Source organism: Mammaliicoccus sp. Q-M61, from assembly GCF_022386055.1.
In the GTDB taxonomy this organism is placed as follows: domain Bacteria; phylum Bacillota; class Bacilli; order Staphylococcales; family Staphylococcaceae; genus Mammaliicoccus; species Mammaliicoccus sciuri_A.
This window is the reverse complement of the sequence record NZ_JAJNJL010000009.1, coordinates 32,167-49,503: the sequence shown is the minus strand read 5'-3', so window position 1 is coordinate 49,503 and position 17,337 is coordinate 32,167. Positions and strand designations below refer to the sequence as shown.

Sequence of the window (17,337 nt, the reverse complement as noted above, 5' to 3'; positions counted from 1 at the left end):
AAAAGCTGACATCACAATCGATGTCAGCTTTTCTAATTTATAAATCCATAGATTCTAATAATTCATATACAAATTCTCGATCATTTTCATTTCCGTGTATGTACTTGTTGATGTAACAAGAACGAATGCTCGGTGAGATAACGTCTTTTTGAAGCGGCAAGTATTGCTTAATATATAAATCTATTGGCGTAGGTGCTAATGATTTTTGTGGATTCGGTTGTATATAAGGGATGTCTTGTTGAACTTCATAACCATGTCTATTAAAGAAGTTCTTACGCAGAATCGCTTCTTCTTTACCACTGTTGTTTTCGTATGATTCTTCTCCAAACGATTCCAACATAATCATGTTAGCATCTCTTCCATGAACATCTTGAGCATGTTTATGAAGTTCTGCTTCAATTCTTTCCAACGTTTGTCCGCCAACACGCTGATTGCGATATTCAGGATGCGTCATTAAATAAATAATAAAAGCTGAATTTGTTGTAGGTTCATAATGACCTGTAGACAAACTTACGACCGTGTCATCAATTAAACCAACTAAAAATATATAATGTTTCTTTATGTACTCAGATGTAAGCGAATGGATGAAGACGTGGCGGTCTTCTCGCACCTCTGCCTTGAAAATATCTTCATACATTTCTAATGCTTTTTTGAATAATGGATCATCGATAGATGTGACAACTTCAAAATTCATAGTTATGAACCCCTCATAATCAATATTTTATAATATTATAACATAAGATTTTAATGGTAGTACTATCGTATTGAGGAAATAAAAAGAGAGACCAAGACATTACATTATGTCCTAGCCTCTTAAGATATTATATTGTCTTATTTAGGGTTATCATCTGTAGGGTTATTGATATCTGCTTCTTCATGTCTCACTTTTTCAGAAACATGTTCAGTATCTTGAACTTTATTTTTCTTAATGACGATTTCTTCAGATACGACATTTTCTTTTTCTACTTTTACACGTTCTTCGTGTAATGGAATGTGTACGGAATCATCATCATTAGCGTTAAAGTCTTCGTCTACTTTCTCATTAACTGGTCTACGTTCGATTGTTACTTCTTCACGCTCAACCGGTACATCAAATTCTTGTTCTTCTTCAACAACATGTTTATCTACAGATGCTTCACCTGTTTCAACATTCTCTTTGTCTACATTTAGACGCTCTTCATGAAGTTGAACAGATTCTTCATCTACATTGTTATCTTGCGTTTCATTATTGTAAGATGTTTCACCTACATTATTATCTTGTGTGTCGTTGTTGTAAGACTGCTCAGAAGTGTGAACATTTGTATCTTGCTCATCTTGGCTAGTAGAGAAGTTAGATTCACGTGTTGTTGTTTCATCTGATGTTGGCGGTTCAACACTTTCATTTGGTTTATCGTAGTTTAAGCTAGAACGTTCTCTTTCTACGTCGTCATCATGCACTCTTGAGAATGATGATTCATCTTCTCTTGTTAAATCTTGTTGATCTTTAACATTATCTGTTTCACCATATTGAGCAGTCGTATTTGTCGTTTCACGATTATTTAAGTCTTCTAAGTCTCTTTCATTATCGCTAGAGTAGACTCTTCTATCGTCCTGTACGTCATCTTCTGTTTCTTGTTGTTCTCTATGTTCATTTGCATATCCAGCAGCGCCAAGACCAGAAGCACCTGCTAAATTAGCTGAAGTTGATGTTTCTTGATGGTCGATGTTTGAATCATCCACATCATCATGGGCTACATCTTCTTCATTAATATTATTGCCATATCGATTTGTATTAACATCTCGATCTGTTTCAGCTTCGTTATCGAATGATGGTGCATCTGTTTTTTCTGTATCTGCATTATCCACATCTTGAGTTAAATCATTTTCAGATACTTCATCTTGCTGATTAAATTCATCTTCTCTTTCAGCTTTATCAAAATCAGAAGTTTCATTCACATCTTCCTCTTGATCTGTAGATGAATGCGCAGCAGCGGCACCAGCGCCCGCAGCACCTGCACCTAATCCAGCACCAGCAGCTGTACCTTTAGATACGCCACTTTCTTCACTCTCATCACTAGAAAATGGTTTCGTATTATCGTAATGCTCATTTCCTGTTTGAGAGTCTTTAGGGTGATCTGAATCATAGTTTTCAGTATCACTTATATTGTCATTATCAACATATAATAGTATTTTTCCGTTATTAAGTTCTTGTTTATAGCTATCTAATTCTTCTTCTGGAACATTTAAACTAGATAATACACGTTCTTCAGCACTTTCACCTGAGAATAGTGCAGTAATCTTGTCGCTAAATGAACCTCTAGAGTTCTTCACTTTAACATCCGTGTAGTCTAATGAGTTATCATCTAACTTGTCTTCGGAAATAACTTGTAAGTCACTTTCTCCGACACCTTCTTCTTTCAATTGATCAATACGTTGCAGTAAATCACTTTCGTTACTAAACTTTTCTATTTTACCCATACTAAAACCTCCATAAACTTGTAATGTGTAAAAATCTTATCAACAGTGATTATGCTCTAGGTGTTTACATACTTAATAAATATTGTCTACGTTAATACAATATAATTCTCAAATACCCTTGTGGAGGAGAATCAAACAAAATTCAATCAACTTTCTAATTATTTAGATTTTTCAGTTTATTTAAAACCTCTTAAAATAGCGCTAACATAAGGTTTTGCCTATTGTAAAAGTACTGATATTTTGTTATTATCAATGAATAATTTATTACTAAAAACTCATATAATCTGAAGAATATGGCTTTGGAAGTTTCTACCGTGTTGCCTTAAACGACACGACTATGAGTAAATGAATAACACTGGAATCAGACTATCCAAAATGGTGTGGTTTTATATTATTTTTTACTCATCTTACCTATTTTTTAGGATTAAGGTGTGTTTTTTTTAATCTAAATGAGGAGGCGAGTAGTGTGAGGACACTACAAGATAGGGTTAAAGAAGATGGTGTAGTCATCGATGAAAAGATTCTTAAGGTTGATTCATTTTTAAATCACCAAATTGATGCAAAGTTAATGTATGAAGTTGGTCAAGTTATTACGGAACATTTTAAAGACAAGAAAATCACGAAAGTACTTACGATTGAAGCGTCAGGTATCGCACCTGCAATAATGGCATCTTTACATTTAGACGTGCCATGTTTATTTGCGAAAAAAGCAAAACCATCTACAATGACATCTGAGTTTTATCAAACAGATATTCACTCATTTACGAAAAATACAACGAGTACAGTGGTTATTGCGAAACAATTTTTAAAGGAAGACGACCATGTATTAATTATTGATGACTTTTTAGCGAATGGCGAAGCATCATTAGGATTACATCGTTTAGTTCAAGCAGCAAACGCAACAACATCTGGAATTGGAATTGTTATAGAAAAAAGTTTCCAACCGGGCAGAGAGAAGTTGGAATCTGAAGGACTAGAAGTCTTATCTCTATGCCAAGTTGCTTCATTATTAGGAAATACAGTCAAACTGGTAGGAGAATAACATGAAAAATTTCATCTTAAGTGTTCAACATTTACTTGCTATGTATGCGGGTGCCATAATGGTACCTATTATCGTCGGATCTGCTTTAAAATTTACACCTGAAGAAGTGGCTTACTTAGTCGCAATTGATATCTTTATGTGTGGTGTAGCAACATTTTTACAAGTATATAAAGGAATAGGAATTGGACTGCCGGTAGTCTTGGGATGTACATTTACAGCTGTAGCACCAATGATTCTAGTTGGTAATACACATGGTATCGGTGTGCTATACGGTTCTATATTTCTTTCAGGGATTATTGTAGTCTTAATTTCTCCATTTTTCTCGTATTTAGTAAAATTATTTCCACCTGTTGTTACAGGAAGTGTTGTTACAATAATCGGTATTACGTTAATGCCAGTTGCCATGAATTATTTAGCAGGTGGTCAAGGTGAAAAGAACTACGGAGACAGTAAAAATATATTCTTAGGTTTATTTACATTAGTGATCATCTTATTAATACAAAGATTATCTAAAGGGTTCATTAAATCTATAGCGATATTACTCGGTTTATTAATAGGTACAACCGTCGCTTCCTTCTATGGATTAGTGGATACATCGAATTTAAGAACATCGAATTGGTTGGAACTACCTAGACCATTTAGATTTAGCGGGTTTGAATTTGAATTTGGTACAACGATCGTCTTTGTCATTATTGCAATCGTTAGTTTGATTGAATCAACAGGCGTGTACCATGCTTTAAGTGAAATTACGAAACAACCTATATCAAGAAAAGACTTATCAAAAGGCTATAGAGCTGAAGGGATTGCGATTATAATTGGTTCAATCTTTAATGCATTTCCTTACACAGCTTATTCTCAAAACGTTGGACTTGTGTCATTGTCTGGCGCTAAAAAGAATCAAATCATGTATATGATGGTTGCATTATTAATCGTTTGTGGTTCGATACCTAAGCTCGGTGCATTAGCAAGCATGATTCCATTTCCAGTATTAGGTGGTGCGATGATTGCGATGTTTGGAATGGTTATGGCATACGGTGTGAAAATGCTTGGTGGCATAGACTTTAACAAACAAAACAATTTACTCGTGATTGCCGTATCAGTAGGGATTGGTGCAGGCATTACAGCAGTACCTCAAGCGCTTGAAACATTTGGAGAAGAGTATGCTTGGTTAACACAAAACGGTATCGTATTAGGTACTTTCTCAGCTATTATATTAAATTTATGTTTTAATGGATTAAACAATCAACAAAACAGTGAAAATGTGAAATAATAAATATGAAAATAAATTAGTGGAGGTTATATTCATGTGGGAAAACAAATTTCAAAAAGAAGGCTTAACGTTCGATGATGTATTATTAGTACCAGCAAAATCAGAGGTATTACCAAGTGATGTAGACTTAAGCGTATCTCTTTCAAAAAATATTAAGTTAAATATTCCAATCATTTCAGCTGGTATGGATACAGTTACTGAAGCTAAAATGGCGATTGCTATGGCAAGACAAGGTGGCTTAGGCGTTATTCATAAGAACATGTCTATAGAACATCAAGCAGATGAAGTACAAAAAGTTAAACGTTCAGAAAATGGCGTTATTACAAACCCATTCTTCTTAACACCTGATGAGCAAGTGTACGCAGCAGAAGCATTGATGAGTAAATACCGTATTTCTGGTGTTCCAATCGTTAATAACGAAGAAGATATGGAACTTGTCGGTATTATTACAAACCGTGACTTAAGATTTATCGAAAACTTCTCAATTAAAATTTCTGATGTTATGACTAAAGAAGATTTAGTAACAGCACCAGTCGGCACAACGTTAGAACAAGCAGAAGAAATTTTACAAAAATATAAAATCGAAAAACTTCCATTAATTTCTGAAGAGGGTAAACTTAAAGGATTAATTACAATTAAAGATATTGAAAAAGTAATCGAATTCCCATATGCAGCAAAAGACAGTGAAGGACGTCTACTTGTTGCAGCAGCATTAGGTATTGCTAAAGATACACCAATTCGTGCTCAAAAATTAGTAGAAGCAGGCGCAGATGCACTTGTTATTGATACTGCACATGGTCACTCTAAAGGTGTCTTAGATGTCGTTAAACACATTAGTGAATCATACCCAGAAGTTACAATTATCGCAGGTAACGTTGCTACAGGTGAAGGTACTAAAGCATTGTTTGAAGCGGGAGCAGACGTCGTTAAAGTTGGTATTGGACCAGGTTCAATCTGTACAACACGTGTCGTTGCAGGTGTAGGTGTACCTCAAATTACAGCTATTTATGATTGTGCAACAGAAGCACGTAACTATGGTAAAGCAATTATTGCTGACGGTGGTATTAAATTCTCTGGTGATATCGCGAAAGCTTTAGCAGCAGGCGGAAACGCAGTTATGTTAGGTAGCTTACTTGCTGGTACAGAAGAAAGCCCTGGACAAACAGAAATTTTCCAAGGTCGTCAATATAAAGTTTATCGTGGTATGGGATCACTTGGTGCGATGGAACAAGGTTCTAAAGACCGTTACTTCCAAGAAGATACTGCAGCTAAGAAATTTGTACCAGAAGGCATTGAAGGTAGAATTGACTTTAAAGGCCCATTACAAGATACAATTTATCAATTAATTGGCGGTATTAAGAGCGGTATGGGTTACACAGGATCAGCTAACCTAGAACAATTAAGAGAAGAAGCTCAGTTTATTAGAATGACTGGCGCAGGCCTTAAAGAATCACATCCACATGATGTTCAAATTACTAAAGAAGCACCAAACTACTCATTTTAATTAAAGGAGAACGACAATTATGGAAATGGCTTTTGAACAAGAGTTAATTCTTGTATTGGATTTTGGTAGTCAATATAATCAATTGATTACACGTCGTATAAGAGAAATGGGCGTATATAGTGAGTTACACGACCATGAAATCTCAATCGAAGAAATTAAAAAAATGAATCCTAAAGGTATTATACTTTCAGGTGGACCAAATTCAGTATACGAAGAAGGATCATTCACAGTTGATCCTGAAATCTTTGAACTAGGTATTCCTGTTTTAGGTATTTGTTACGGTATGCAATTAATGACTAAATTATTAGGTGGTTCTGTAGAAAGAGCTAACGAACGTGAATACGGTAAAGCAACATTAAACGTTAAATCAGATGACGAGTTATTCTTCAGCTTACCTAATAGTCAAACAGTTTGGATGAGTCACAGTGACAAAGTAATCGATATTCCTGAGAACTTTGAAATCATTGCAGACAGCCCAAGTTGTCAAAATGCAGCAATTGAAGATAAATCAAGAAAATTATACGGTGTACAATTCCATCCAGAAGTAAGACATACTGAATACGGAAATGACTTATTAAGAAACTTCATTCGTCGTGTTTGTGAATGTACAGGAAACTGGACTATGGAGAACTTTGTTGAAATCGAAGTAGAAAAAATTAGAGAACAAGTTGGCGATCGTAAAGTATTATGTGCGATGAGTGGTGGCGTTGATTCATCAGTTGTAGCAGTATTACTTCATAAAGCAATTGGCGATCAATTAACTTGTATCTTCGTAGACCATGGTTTGCTTAGAAAAGGTGAAGGCGACATGGTAATGGAGAACTTTGGTGAAGGCTTCAATATGAACATCATTAGAGTAGATGCCAAAGATCGTTTCATGAGTAAATTAGCTGGCGTTTCAGATCCTGAGAAAAAACGTAAAATTATCGGTAATGAATTTGTATACGTATTTGATGACGAAGCATCAAAATTAGAAGGCGTAGATTTCCTTGCACAAGGTACGCTTTATACAGATATCATTGAATCAGGTACAAAGACTGCACAAACAATTAAATCACACCATAACGTAGGTGGATTACCAGAAGACATGCAGTTCCAATTAATCGAACCAATTAATACACTATTTAAAGACGAAGTACGTGCACTAGGAATCGAATTAGGCATACCAGAACATTTAGTATGGCGCCAACCATTCCCAGGTCCAGGTTTAGGAATTCGTGTATTAGGTGAAATTACTGAAGAAAAATTAGAAATCGTAAGAGAATCAGACGCAATTCTAAGAGAAGTCGTGCGTGAAGAAGGTCTAGAAAGAGACATTTGGCAATACTTCACAGTATTACCAGATATCCGTTCAGTAGGTGTTATGGGAGACTACCGTACATATGACTACACAGTCGGCGTACGCGCAGTAACATCAATAGACGGAATGACAAGTGACTTCGCAAGAATTGACTGGGAAGTCTTACAAAAAGTATCAAGCCGTATCGTAAATGAAGTAGACCACGTAAACAGAGTAGTCTATGACATTACATCTAAGCCCCCAAGCACAATAGAGTGGGAGTAAGATAATAGTAAATATTAAGGCTAGAAACACCGTAAATTTGGTGTTTCTAGCCTTTTTTGATTAATATATTATAGAGTCGTTTAGAATGTAAGTGATAATGAAGACACAATATACTATAGGTGGTTGTAATTTGAGGGGTATATAGTATTTTTACTAACTTAAGCATCCTCCTAAAAAGGGATGAAATAAAAAAGATAAAGTAGTAATTCAAATTCTCTTATAGGGTAATTATCTAGGAACACCTAGAATATCCAAATAAAATGTTAAAAAATTGAAGTTAAAACTTATTATATAAGGAGTTAAAAGTATGGGGAAAACTAGAGGATTAAAGAGGAAATTTAATGAAGCTTTTAGCGATTATAAAACGCGATTAACACATTATGATGGCTATGTAGCATTATATGTTCCGCAGATAACCTATAAAGAAAATAGAATAAACGGTTACAAAGTATCAAAATTTCTTGTAGAAAATACAATAGAAAACATGCCGAATGAAGCCTATTATCTTTATGTATTTGATGAAAATAATACTTTAAATAATCATGTAATAATAGCTGATGAAAAAGAAACATTAGATTTAGGATTATTTAAAGATAGTAATGGTAGAAAGCCAGAGTATATTAAAAATTTAGAGGAAAATTATAAACTTAAGTTTGATAGATATTTAGCAACTTGGGAAATGGATAAAATAGAATATTTTAATTTAGAGAGTGAAGATAAAGAAGATATACTATACACCGAAAAAAAAGATCAGAAAGTAATAGCAGTCACAAATATTTTATGGATAAGTGATACTATTGTAAATTAGTATATTTTATCTAGTAAATAGCAATAACTAGAATGATAAACGAATATCATATTAGAAGTTATTCATTAATTTATTTAAGCGTTTCATATGTTTGTAATTTTTATTTTTGATATATTGGAATATATATAGACAAGGAGGCGTTATGAATGTTCGTTGCACAAGCAATTTTTTCTACTAAAGATGAGGCATCTAAGGCTATATTAGATAACAAAGCTAGTCATGCTAAACAAGATTTTGAAGGCTTTGAGGGCTTTATTGATGCACAAGTTTGGAAGTCTGAAACGGGAAGTAAGTTAGAATACGCGATTGTTTCTAAATGGAATGATAAGAAAGATTTTCAAGCTTGGATTTCTAGACCTTCTCATGTAGAAGAACATAAAAACATGAGTAAAGAAAAGAAAGAAAACGAAGAAGCGAAAGTTTCAAAAATCGAAAAGCAAATTAAAAAATACGAACTTGTAGATTAATAAGTAAGTTATTTTAATGAGCTTTATAAAATAAAAATCACGAGTGATTTTAGGTGGATGTACCTTTAGTCACTCGTGATTTTTTTGTAGAAGTTATTCTTATTTCTGTAAAATTTTGTATAATAAAAGAGAACTTAAGTATATATAAATACATTCCTAAGTTATGATTTGAAACGTTTATTAGGAGGGAGTGGCGATTAAAAAGTTACTAGTATTATTATGTATATTTATCGTAGTTGTGGTCAGTGTGATGTTGTTTATATCAAATAGAACTGATAGTGATCATGATGTTCGGAATTTCACTTCTAAAAATGGAACAGAAGGTGAATATTTAATTTATCCTGTTAAGAACGCTAAGGGAATATTAGTGTGGTTACATGGTGATGGTGCTTATGAGTTTCATCATCCTGATTCAGAAGTCTATTTAGCTGGGAAAGATGGTATCCGTCAAGTTGCTAAAGAAAAAGGGTTAACTTTAGTTGTACCGAAGTCTGTTAACGATGAAGAGCAGTGGTGGAAGAATGGAGAAGCCAATGTGGAATATTTAGTTGAATTGATTGCTTCTTTACCAAATCATGAAAAATTATGGATAGGTAGCTTTTCAGGTGGTGCAGAAACAACAGCATATTGGATGTTAGATAAATTACCAGAACTAAATGTTCAATCAGGTGGTGCGATAATGTTTGGAGGAGGAGGTTCTCCAAAGAAAGAAGGGATTGCCACTCATATTGAAAAGTCACAACATGTAAAAGGATCATTCCCGTTAACATGGATTGTTGGAGAAAATGATCACGTAGGTGGAAAGACTGAAGATGACCCATTTGATGCTTTTGTTACAAGTAAAGAAGGTGAAGCATTTTACGCTCAAGAAGGCTGGGAAACAAAGAGGGTTGTCTTAAAACATTACAGTCACGTATTGGCGAATGGAGAAGTCGGACTGTATGGAAAATATTTAAGAGAATATATTCAGTGAAATTTGTTAGATTATATTATCACTTGAAATTATATATGTGTGTTGTATCATGAAAGTGAATAATTACACTCGAGGAATTTTAATATAAATTTGAGGGGGTGATAATTATAAAGATAGGGTTTGGAAATTGTCATATTTGCGTAGATTGAATGTTTAAACGAGAAGTTATCGCAAGTAAGTACTCAAAATTTAAGGAGTGATTGATTATGCGTAAAGTAAGTAAAGTACTTTCAGCAACGGTCGTCTTATCAACTCTTGTAGTAGGGTCTTCAGCGGTGCCTATCACAAATAGTAGTTCAGATGTTCAAGCAGCAGAAAAAGTTCAAGAATGGGGTTATGGTGAAGGTGGAAGTGGTGTTAGTACAGAAAGTACTTCAAATACACAATCACAAATACCATGGTATAACTATGAAGGCTATACAACATATGATCCAACATTTACATTAGATTATAATTTTGTTCGCGCAATGAAATATGATAATTTTACGCTCAATGGCTATAAAGCAAATCCAAAAGCTAACCAAAATCATGCTTATACATTAGATTCTTATGGTTCTCAAATAGATTTTAATGAGAAAGACCAAGTCATCCAAATGGAATTCAATACTAAACCACACGCAGTCACTAAAGCACAGTTTAAAAAAGCGCACGCATCAAATGATAGTACAGCAGAAGGAAAATCCGAAGATGGTGGTACATTCATACCTTATAATACAAATAACGGCGCTTATAAAGCATACTTTGATAAAGATGGTTATTTAACACATATCCGTATTGGTCAATAGTGTTTGATGATGTGACTGATTATATATAAAGAATAGACAATCCTCTAAACTTTTGGTTTAGAGGATTGTTTTTATGTGTTCAATTTCTGGTTCTTCTAGTTCGTGTGCACCGTCGAGTAGTTCGAATTGAACGTTTTTAAATAATGGTTTAAGTTGTTCTGATAGTGCTTTTACTTTGCCGGGTATTGTTAAATAATCGTTTGAACCTGTCGTGATAATGACGGATGTTTCTTTATAAGTTTCCGTAATATGATAGTCGAGGTCTGATGGGTGCAGCAATAAGATTTGGTCAACTTTAATAAGGTGTTGTTCCAGTAATCCTAATATGAAATTCGCACCGTTTGAATAACCTAAAAATATAACTTTTTCATAATCCTGTTCTTCGATAAATGTATTCCAAAAATCTATAAAAGATTTGGTTTGTTGCTCGAAGTCATGTCGGTCTAATTTGTTGTTCTGAAGCGGTGCAAAGAAACGTCTTTCTTGTCCTTCGCCAACACTACCTTGTATGCCTAAAATGTTAGCTTCAGGGTTTAATATACTTGAAAAAGGAAGAAGTTGGTATTGATTGCCACCTGTTCCATGAAAAAGTACAATTAAAGTATTGTTATTGGGATTTTCTTGTAAGAAATATTCCATTCTATCTCCTCCATAAATGTGAAAGGGCTGTTGTTTATGAATCACAATTCAATTATACATCATGTATCTATTATAAATCATGATGCAGAACAATCATTCAATTTTTATCGTAATATATTAGGTCTCAATTTACTAATGAAGACTGTTAATCAAGAGAACTATGAAATGTATCATGTTTTCTTTGCGGATAAATATGGGCGACCAGGTACAGAAGTGACGCTTTTTGAAATGAAAGAAGGTAAAGATAATCAGTTTGGTGCTAATGCTTTTGATCGATTGCTTTTTAAAGTGCCTTCTGTAGAATCGTTGAAATATTGGGAAGCACGGTTTGATGAATATGAAGTGTGTCATTACGGTATTGAATTTTACACTGACCGCAGTCTAATTCGCTTTGAAGGACCGGATAATACGCCACTCGGTTTAATCGTCATTTCTGATCAAGAAGATGTCCATCAATTTAATACAGATGAAAAAAGTACCGTGCCAGTAGAATATCAAATACTTGGTCTAGACTCTATACATGCACGTGTCCGATATCCTAAAGCAAGTATAGATCATTTCCAATCATTATATAATTGGACATCAGCAGGTCAGCAGACATTCTTTGATACAGATTTAACTGTTGAGATTTTGCATAATCGTAATCAAGATATGTATCATGAAATACATTTTATTTATGACACATTTAATCCACTTGAAGACCAAGGATTTGGCGGTATACATCACGTTGCTATTTCAGCTGAAGACGAAAGTGAATTGCAAGAAATTGAAACAGCTTTAGATAAATTAAATATGGTCCATTCACCAATTAAAAATCGAGGATTCTTTAAATCCATTTACTATAGAGATCCGAATCAACTGCTATTTGAAGTTGCGACTTTAAAGCTTAATATGAAAGAAGTTGTCTTTGAAGACAAAGCATTTCAAGACATCCCGTTATACTTACCAGAACATTTAGAAGAGAAGCGCGGATATATAGAAAAGCAATTACAAAAATAGAATTGAGCAAAATAAGGAATCATTAATATTAGAAGTGTTTGAAATATGATATGTATAACCATATAATATAATTAACATTGAAAATTATATTTGAGGGTTGATATTTATGGACATATTCACTAAAATTTTTGTAGAAAAACCATTTCAAGTTTTCCTTTGCATTCTTATTCCATGGTTATTGCTAGTGATCATACTGTGGGATGAGCCAAACACAAAATCAACAGTATTAAAATTTAGTATAGTAGTGATACCACAATGGGTATTTATCTTTAATACTATGTCAAAAAACTTAGATAAAGAACTTAATGAAATAATTAAGAAGCATAATATTTCGAAAGAGAAATTGTTTCAAATAACAAGATTATCAAACTATGAATTAACAGAAAACGAAGGTCAATTTAAGTTTCATGTTTCACCAAGAAGAAAGAAAAAGTATTTAAATATGTTGAAAGAATATTATGAGTGAATAATAAAACCAGCAAAAATCACACACGACTTGTGAAATTTTGCTGGTTCTTTTTTGTGGAATAAATCAAGTGTAGGCGCACGAAGACTTCGAGATATCGTGAGCGAGGGTACAAAATCAAGGTGAAACGCACGAAGACTGAGAGATATCGTGCGCTAAGGCATAAAATCAGGGTATATCGCACGAAGACTTTGAGATATCGTGCGCAAGGGTACAAAATCAAGGTGAAACGCACGAAGACTGAGAGATATCGTGCGCTAAGGCATAAAATCAGGGTGAAACGCACGAAGACTACGAGATATCGTGCGCGAGGGTACAAAATCAGAGTGTATCGCACGAAGACTTCGAGATATCGTGCGCTAAGGCATAAAATCAGGGCATATCGCACGAAGACTTTGAGATATCGTGCGCAAGGGCATAAAATCAGGGTATAACGCACGAAGACTGAGAAATATCGTGCGCGAGGGTACAAAATCAAGGCATATCGCACGAAGACTCTGTAATACTTACTTATTCTCTATACAATATGACTGTATTTTTATAATCTTATCTTCTCTAAATGTGTATATGTCACATGCATCTATCTTGTTTATTTGGATACCATCTTTATAAAAATAACCAGTACCTATAACGACAATTTGGTGGTCACTTTTAATCGTATCGTGAATTTCAAATTGCGTTGTTACGGTTTCAAAATAATGTGAGACTTGCGTGCAATAATTTGCAACTTCTTCATAACCTTTCAATGTTGTATCGCCAACAATATGCCATTCGATATCTTGATCTAAATAAGCATTACATTTATCAAAATGTCCTGTAGAAAAACTTTCTGCAACTGACGAATTAGACAATGAAGTTCACCTCATTTTAGATAAATTATATCAACGCTAGTGTAAAATAACAATTTGGAGGCGAAATATTGTCAAAATAGTTACAATATTTTATAATAATTACAAATATTAACATTATCGTTATGTGAAAGGGGCGGTCAACATGCAATTTATCATCACATTAATTGCTGCATTAATAGTTGGTCTGTATATGTATAAGAAGAAAGTTACTATTAATGCTAAAAGTGTATTTTTGGCTGTTGGTTTTGTACTATTTGTACTAATATTATCAGATTTCTGTCTATCATTTTCAGATGTCTGTAGAGGATTTAAAGAAGGTCTTCAAGACTCAGGGAATATTAGATAACATAAATTGTTAAAGAAGCTTACACAATTTTTAAAGTGTAAGCTTCTTTTTATAAATCCCTTCATATCAACGATGCAAAATATCTTTGGCAAAGTTTTTTCTGGATTTTTAATGCAATGACAACGATGTTTGATACACTGTTTTTGAATCTTTTATTAAGGTGATGACAAGGAGGACATCGATATGAATTTAAGTAAGCAAATTATTCATTTAAGAAAAGAATATAACTTATCTCAAGAAGATCTAGCTGAAAAAGTCTTTGTGAGTAGGCAGTCTATTTCTAATTGGGAAAGGGGTAAGAGTTACCCCGATATTGAATCTTTATTGCTACTAAGTAATATATTTGATGTCTCCTTAGATCATTTAGTAAAAGGAGATGTAAACATGATGAAAAGAGAAATGGATAGAAAAGTATTTGATAAGTGGTCGTGGTTAATGATGATCTTTATGGGACTTGCTGCTATTCTACTTATACCGTGTATGATGTTAATGGGCATGTATGGATTGGTTGTACCTTTTGTTCTTTGGTTAATCGGTATGTACTTTGCTTATAAAGTAGATAAATTTAAAGAAGTCCATAATATTAAAGCATATAGTCAAATTATGGATTATATGAATGGTAAAGATGTAAAAACAATTCGTGAAAGAACAAGGAAAGATAAATTTAAAGATAGAGTCGTTGCCATTGTAACGCCAATTATATTTGCACTTATCGCATTTATAGTTGCTTATTATGGCATGAAATTAATAGATTAATAAAAAAGCCAAATCACATGTTGCTCATGTGGTTTGGCTTTTTTGATTCTAATTTAAGTTTAAAGTTTGTTCTATTTCGTCGGTCTTTGACTTAAAATCAAATGCATCTTTCGATAATGGTTGTCCTGTTTCGGCTAATTTTTTTACACTTTGTATTTGAAAATACCAACCTGTAAAATCATTCGCAATGGTTTCAAAAGTGAATGGTAATGATTCTTTAAATGTTAACGTTACAGTGTCCCCCTTTTCTTCTAATGAAAAATCTACATGACCTTGGTCCCAGTCATATCCAATATGATCGTTTGGATGATAGTCTGTAATCTTCGCATATTCATATTCATTATTACCGAGGTCGAAGATTAATTGACTACCTGCTCGTTCTTCTTCAAAAGATAATTCAGGAAACCATTGTTTAATGCCTTCAGTCGTTCCTAAAAGTTTGAATACGTGTGACTTATGAGAATGTATGGATATATCAATCGTTTGATGAGCGTGCGTTTCGTCAGTTCTGTAATTTACGTTCATTCTAATCCCCCTTATTATTAGTTGTACTTAATATACCAATAATTTAGCTAAATATAAAAAATTTATAGCATAGTATCATTTAGTACCTTGCAATGTATAATAGTGTGTGTTATATTTTCGTCAAGAGCTATTATACATTGTATAGTACTGAGTTAAGTGGAGGAAAAAATATGAATATACAATTTAAAAAAGGCGCACTCGAATTTATTGTATTGCTTATTATTAAAGGCGAAGATCAATACGGTTATTCATTAATTCAAAAAATCACACCTAGAATCACGATTTCTGAAGGAACGGTTTATCCTTTGTTAAGACGTCTCGTAAAAGAAGCATATTTAACAACATATTATGAGCCATCTACTGAAGGACCAGCTAGAAAGTATTATAAGATCACAGATTCAGGTAATGAGCGATTAGAGCAGTTGTTAAAAGAATGGCAAAGTTTCACAGATGCGGTGAATTTGTTTTTAGAGGAGAGTGAAAGTAATGAGTAAGAAAGAATACTTAAATTTGTTAAATAAGTATTTAAAGAATATATCTGAAGAAGATAAACAAGATATTCTAGCTGAATATGAAACGCACTTTATAAGTGGTGTTGAAGATGGACAAACAGAAGAGAATATTGCTAAAGAACTTGGACATCCGAGAGATATTGCCAAGGAAATAAATGCAACTTTGGCGATAGATAGAGCAGAATCTCATCATAAAGTAGGTAACGTGTGGCAAGCGATTATATCTGTAATGGGACTAGGTTTATTGAATTTCTTTGTTATTTTAATTCCTTTTGTCATTATGATTTCAGTGCTATTTGGTTTTATGGCGACAACGCTATCTTTACTCGTTACGCCAGCGATGTTGATTGTAAAGGGTGTTTATAATGGCTTTGATGCAGTCCATCAATTAGATGTATATGTTGTGTTAGCCAGCTTTGGTTTAGGGCTCGTGCTGTTTGTGATTACTTATTTATTAACAAAATGGTCATATCAATTAACGGTTAAATATTTACGTTGGAATATTTCTATCGTGAAAGGGAGTGCTAAATCATGAAGAAATTATTATGGATATTATTTAGTGTAGGACTTATTCTGTTTATCGTATTTGGTACACTGACATTTGTTGTCGGGAAAAAAGAAGCAGATAATACGAAACAAGAAACGATTTTAAATAAGACTTATCAAGAAGACATTAAACATATAAATGTTTATGCACGTGATGCTGCTGTAACAATCAAAAAAGGCGATCAATTTAAAGTGAAATCTGTAGGGAATAAAGATAAAATTGATTTCACTTCTAAAGTAAAAGACGGAACATTAAACGTCAATTTAAAAGATAAAAATATGATTATTAATTTTAACTTCTTTGATAATGCATATAATGAAATTGAAATAACAGTACCTAAAAATCTAGAGAAACTGGATGTAACGACTGACACAGGTAAACTGAATATACGTGATATTAAAGCTGATAACACTTCATTAGCTGTAGATACGGGCATGATAAACATTGATGGTTCGGATTTAGGGAATTTTGAAGCAAATTCAGATACGGGGAAAATTTTAACTAATAAGACGAACTTTAAGAATGGTAAAATTCAAAGTGATACAGGTACCGTTAGATTAAATGATGCACCAGCTGATACACCATTAGACATTGAAACGGATACAGGGTCTGTGAGATTGGTTTATAATAAAGCGTTGAAAAATACGTTACTAGATATTGAACAAGATGTAGGTAATACACAAATTAACCGCACTGAATTAAAGAACAAAAAAGTAGGTTCAGGAGACAATTTAGTCAAAATTAGAAGCGATGTTGGTTCTGTTCAAATAGATTAATAATAAAACGCTAACGAGTCGAGCTCGTTAGCGTTTTGTTTAATTTAAAC

General features: G+C 33.4%; 20 protein-coding genes and 1 riboswitch. Of the genes, 15 read left to right on the top strand and 5 right to left on the bottom strand.

Annotated elements, in window-relative coordinates:
• Window positions 1–37: 37 nt before the first annotated feature.
• Window positions 38–694 (bottom strand): GNAT family N-acetyltransferase, encoded by a 657-nt coding sequence (locus tag LQ677_RS11275; RefSeq protein ID WP_037589426.1) that lies wholly within the window; start codon window positions 692–694, stop codon window positions 38–40.
• A 137-nt stretch (window positions 695–831) separates the two neighbouring features.
• Window positions 832–2,457 (bottom strand): DUF2382 domain-containing protein, encoded by a 1,626-nt coding sequence (locus tag LQ677_RS11270; protein WP_239748851.1) that lies wholly within the window; start codon window positions 2,455–2,457, stop codon window positions 832–834.
• A gap of 255 nt (window positions 2,458–2,712) precedes the next feature.
• Window positions 2,713–2,815, top strand: a riboswitch (purine riboswitch).
• 108 nt (window positions 2,816–2,923) lie between these two features.
• Here LQ677_RS11270 and xpt point away from each other — a divergent pair.
• The 8 genes from xpt (at window position 2,924) to isaB (ending at window position 10,870) form a co-directional block, all read left to right on the top strand.
• Entirely contained in the window at window positions 2,924–3,499 is a 576-nt protein-coding gene (xpt, locus tag LQ677_RS11265; RefSeq protein WP_239748850.1) for a xanthine phosphoribosyltransferase, read from the top strand.
• Between the two features lies 1 nt (window position 3,500).
• Entirely contained in the window at window positions 3,501–4,769 is a 1,269-nt protein-coding gene (locus tag LQ677_RS11260) for a nucleobase:cation symporter-2 family protein (protein ID WP_037589422.1), read from the top strand.
• A 34-nt stretch (window positions 4,770–4,803) separates the two neighbouring features.
• Entirely contained in the window at window positions 4,804–6,273 is a 1,470-nt protein-coding gene (gene guaB / locus LQ677_RS11255) for an IMP dehydrogenase (RefSeq protein WP_037589421.1), read from the top strand.
• Between the two features lie 19 nt (window positions 6,274–6,292).
• A complete protein-coding gene (gene guaA, locus LQ677_RS11250; RefSeq protein ID WP_037589419.1) occupies window positions 6,293–7,837 on the top strand; it encodes a glutamine-hydrolyzing GMP synthase in 1,545 nt (514 codons plus the stop codon).
• Window positions 7,838–8,144: 307 nt separating this feature from the next.
• The gene (locus LQ677_RS11245; RefSeq protein ID WP_239748849.1) at window positions 8,145–8,645 is read left to right on the top strand and encodes a hypothetical protein; all 501 of its coding nucleotides are present in this window, start codon (window positions 8,145–8,147) and stop codon (window positions 8,643–8,645) included.
• Window positions 8,646–8,791: 146 nt separating this feature from the next.
• The gene (locus LQ677_RS11240) at window positions 8,792–9,112 is read left to right on the top strand and encodes an antibiotic biosynthesis monooxygenase family protein (protein ID WP_037589416.1); all 321 of its coding nucleotides are present in this window, start codon (window positions 8,792–8,794) and stop codon (window positions 9,110–9,112) included.
• 190 nt (window positions 9,113–9,302) lie between these two features.
• Window positions 9,303–10,085 (top strand): hypothetical protein, encoded by a 783-nt coding sequence (locus tag LQ677_RS11235; RefSeq protein WP_239748848.1) that lies wholly within the window; start codon window positions 9,303–9,305, stop codon window positions 10,083–10,085.
• Between the two features lie 206 nt (window positions 10,086–10,291).
• Window positions 10,292–10,870 (top strand): immunodominant staphylococcal antigen IsaB family protein, encoded by a 579-nt coding sequence (gene isaB / locus LQ677_RS11230; RefSeq protein ID WP_239748847.1) that lies wholly within the window; start codon window positions 10,292–10,294, stop codon window positions 10,868–10,870.
• Between the two features lie 57 nt (window positions 10,871–10,927).
• Here the strand turns inward: isaB and LQ677_RS11225 are convergent, their stop codons facing one another.
• Entirely contained in the window at window positions 10,928–11,509 is a 582-nt protein-coding gene (locus LQ677_RS11225; RefSeq protein ID WP_239748846.1) for an alpha/beta hydrolase, read from the bottom strand.
• A 36-nt stretch (window positions 11,510–11,545) separates the two neighbouring features.
• On the opposite strand from LQ677_RS11225, the gene LQ677_RS11220 reads away from it, so the two are divergent.
• Complete coding sequence (locus LQ677_RS11220; RefSeq protein WP_239705823.1) at window positions 11,546–12,508, top strand: VOC family protein; 963 nt, start codon at window positions 11,546–11,548, stop codon at window positions 12,506–12,508.
• A gap of 277 nt (window positions 12,509–12,785) precedes the next feature.
• A complete protein-coding gene (locus tag LQ677_RS11215) occupies window positions 12,786–12,974 on the top strand; it encodes a hypothetical protein (protein WP_185805755.1) in 189 nt (62 codons plus the stop codon).
• Window positions 12,975–13,480: 506 nt separating this feature from the next.
• Here LQ677_RS11215 and LQ677_RS11210 read toward each other — a convergent pair.
• Window positions 13,481–13,825: a nuclear transport factor 2 family protein gene (locus tag LQ677_RS11210; protein WP_206166547.1), complete on the bottom strand. Its 345-nt coding sequence runs from the start codon at window positions 13,823–13,825 to the stop codon at window positions 13,481–13,483.
• 142 nt (window positions 13,826–13,967) lie between these two features.
• Here LQ677_RS11210 and LQ677_RS11205 point away from each other — a divergent pair, with 142 nt between their 5' ends.
• Together LQ677_RS11205 and LQ677_RS11200 are read left to right on the top strand one after the other, a co-directional pair.
• Window positions 13,968–14,171 (top strand): hypothetical protein, encoded by a 204-nt coding sequence (locus tag LQ677_RS11205; RefSeq protein WP_037589395.1) that lies wholly within the window; start codon window positions 13,968–13,970, stop codon window positions 14,169–14,171.
• Between the two features lie 183 nt (window positions 14,172–14,354).
• On the top strand, window positions 14,355–14,927 hold the full coding sequence (locus tag LQ677_RS11200; RefSeq protein WP_206166546.1) for a helix-turn-helix domain-containing protein: 573 nt from the start codon (window positions 14,355–14,357) through the stop codon (window positions 14,925–14,927).
• Window positions 14,928–14,975: 48 nt separating this feature from the next.
• On the opposite strand, the gene LQ677_RS11195 is transcribed toward LQ677_RS11200, so the two are convergent.
• On the bottom strand, window positions 14,976–15,452 hold the full coding sequence (locus LQ677_RS11195) for an SRPBCC domain-containing protein (protein WP_239748845.1): 477 nt from the start codon (window positions 15,450–15,452) through the stop codon (window positions 14,976–14,978).
• A gap of 170 nt (window positions 15,453–15,622) precedes the next feature.
• Between LQ677_RS11195 and LQ677_RS11190 the strand changes: the two genes are divergently transcribed.
• The 3 genes from LQ677_RS11190 to LQ677_RS11180 are packed head-to-tail and all read left to right on the top strand — an operon-like array spanning window position 15,623 to window position 17,287.
• A complete protein-coding gene (locus LQ677_RS11190) occupies window positions 15,623–15,946 on the top strand; it encodes a PadR family transcriptional regulator (RefSeq protein ID WP_025906145.1) in 324 nt (107 codons plus the stop codon).
• Window positions 15,939–16,499, top strand: a complete 561-nt coding sequence (locus LQ677_RS11185; RefSeq protein ID WP_239748844.1) for a DUF1700 domain-containing protein — start codon at window positions 15,939–15,941, stop codon at window positions 16,497–16,499. The genes LQ677_RS11190 and LQ677_RS11185 overlap by 8 nt, the downstream gene beginning before the upstream one ends.
• Complete coding sequence (locus LQ677_RS11180; protein ID WP_239748843.1) at window positions 16,496–17,287, top strand: DUF4097 family beta strand repeat-containing protein; 792 nt, start codon at window positions 16,496–16,498, stop codon at window positions 17,285–17,287. The genes LQ677_RS11185 and LQ677_RS11180 overlap by 4 nt, the downstream gene beginning before the upstream one ends.
• The last annotated feature ends 50 nt before the right edge of the window (window positions 17,288–17,337 follow it).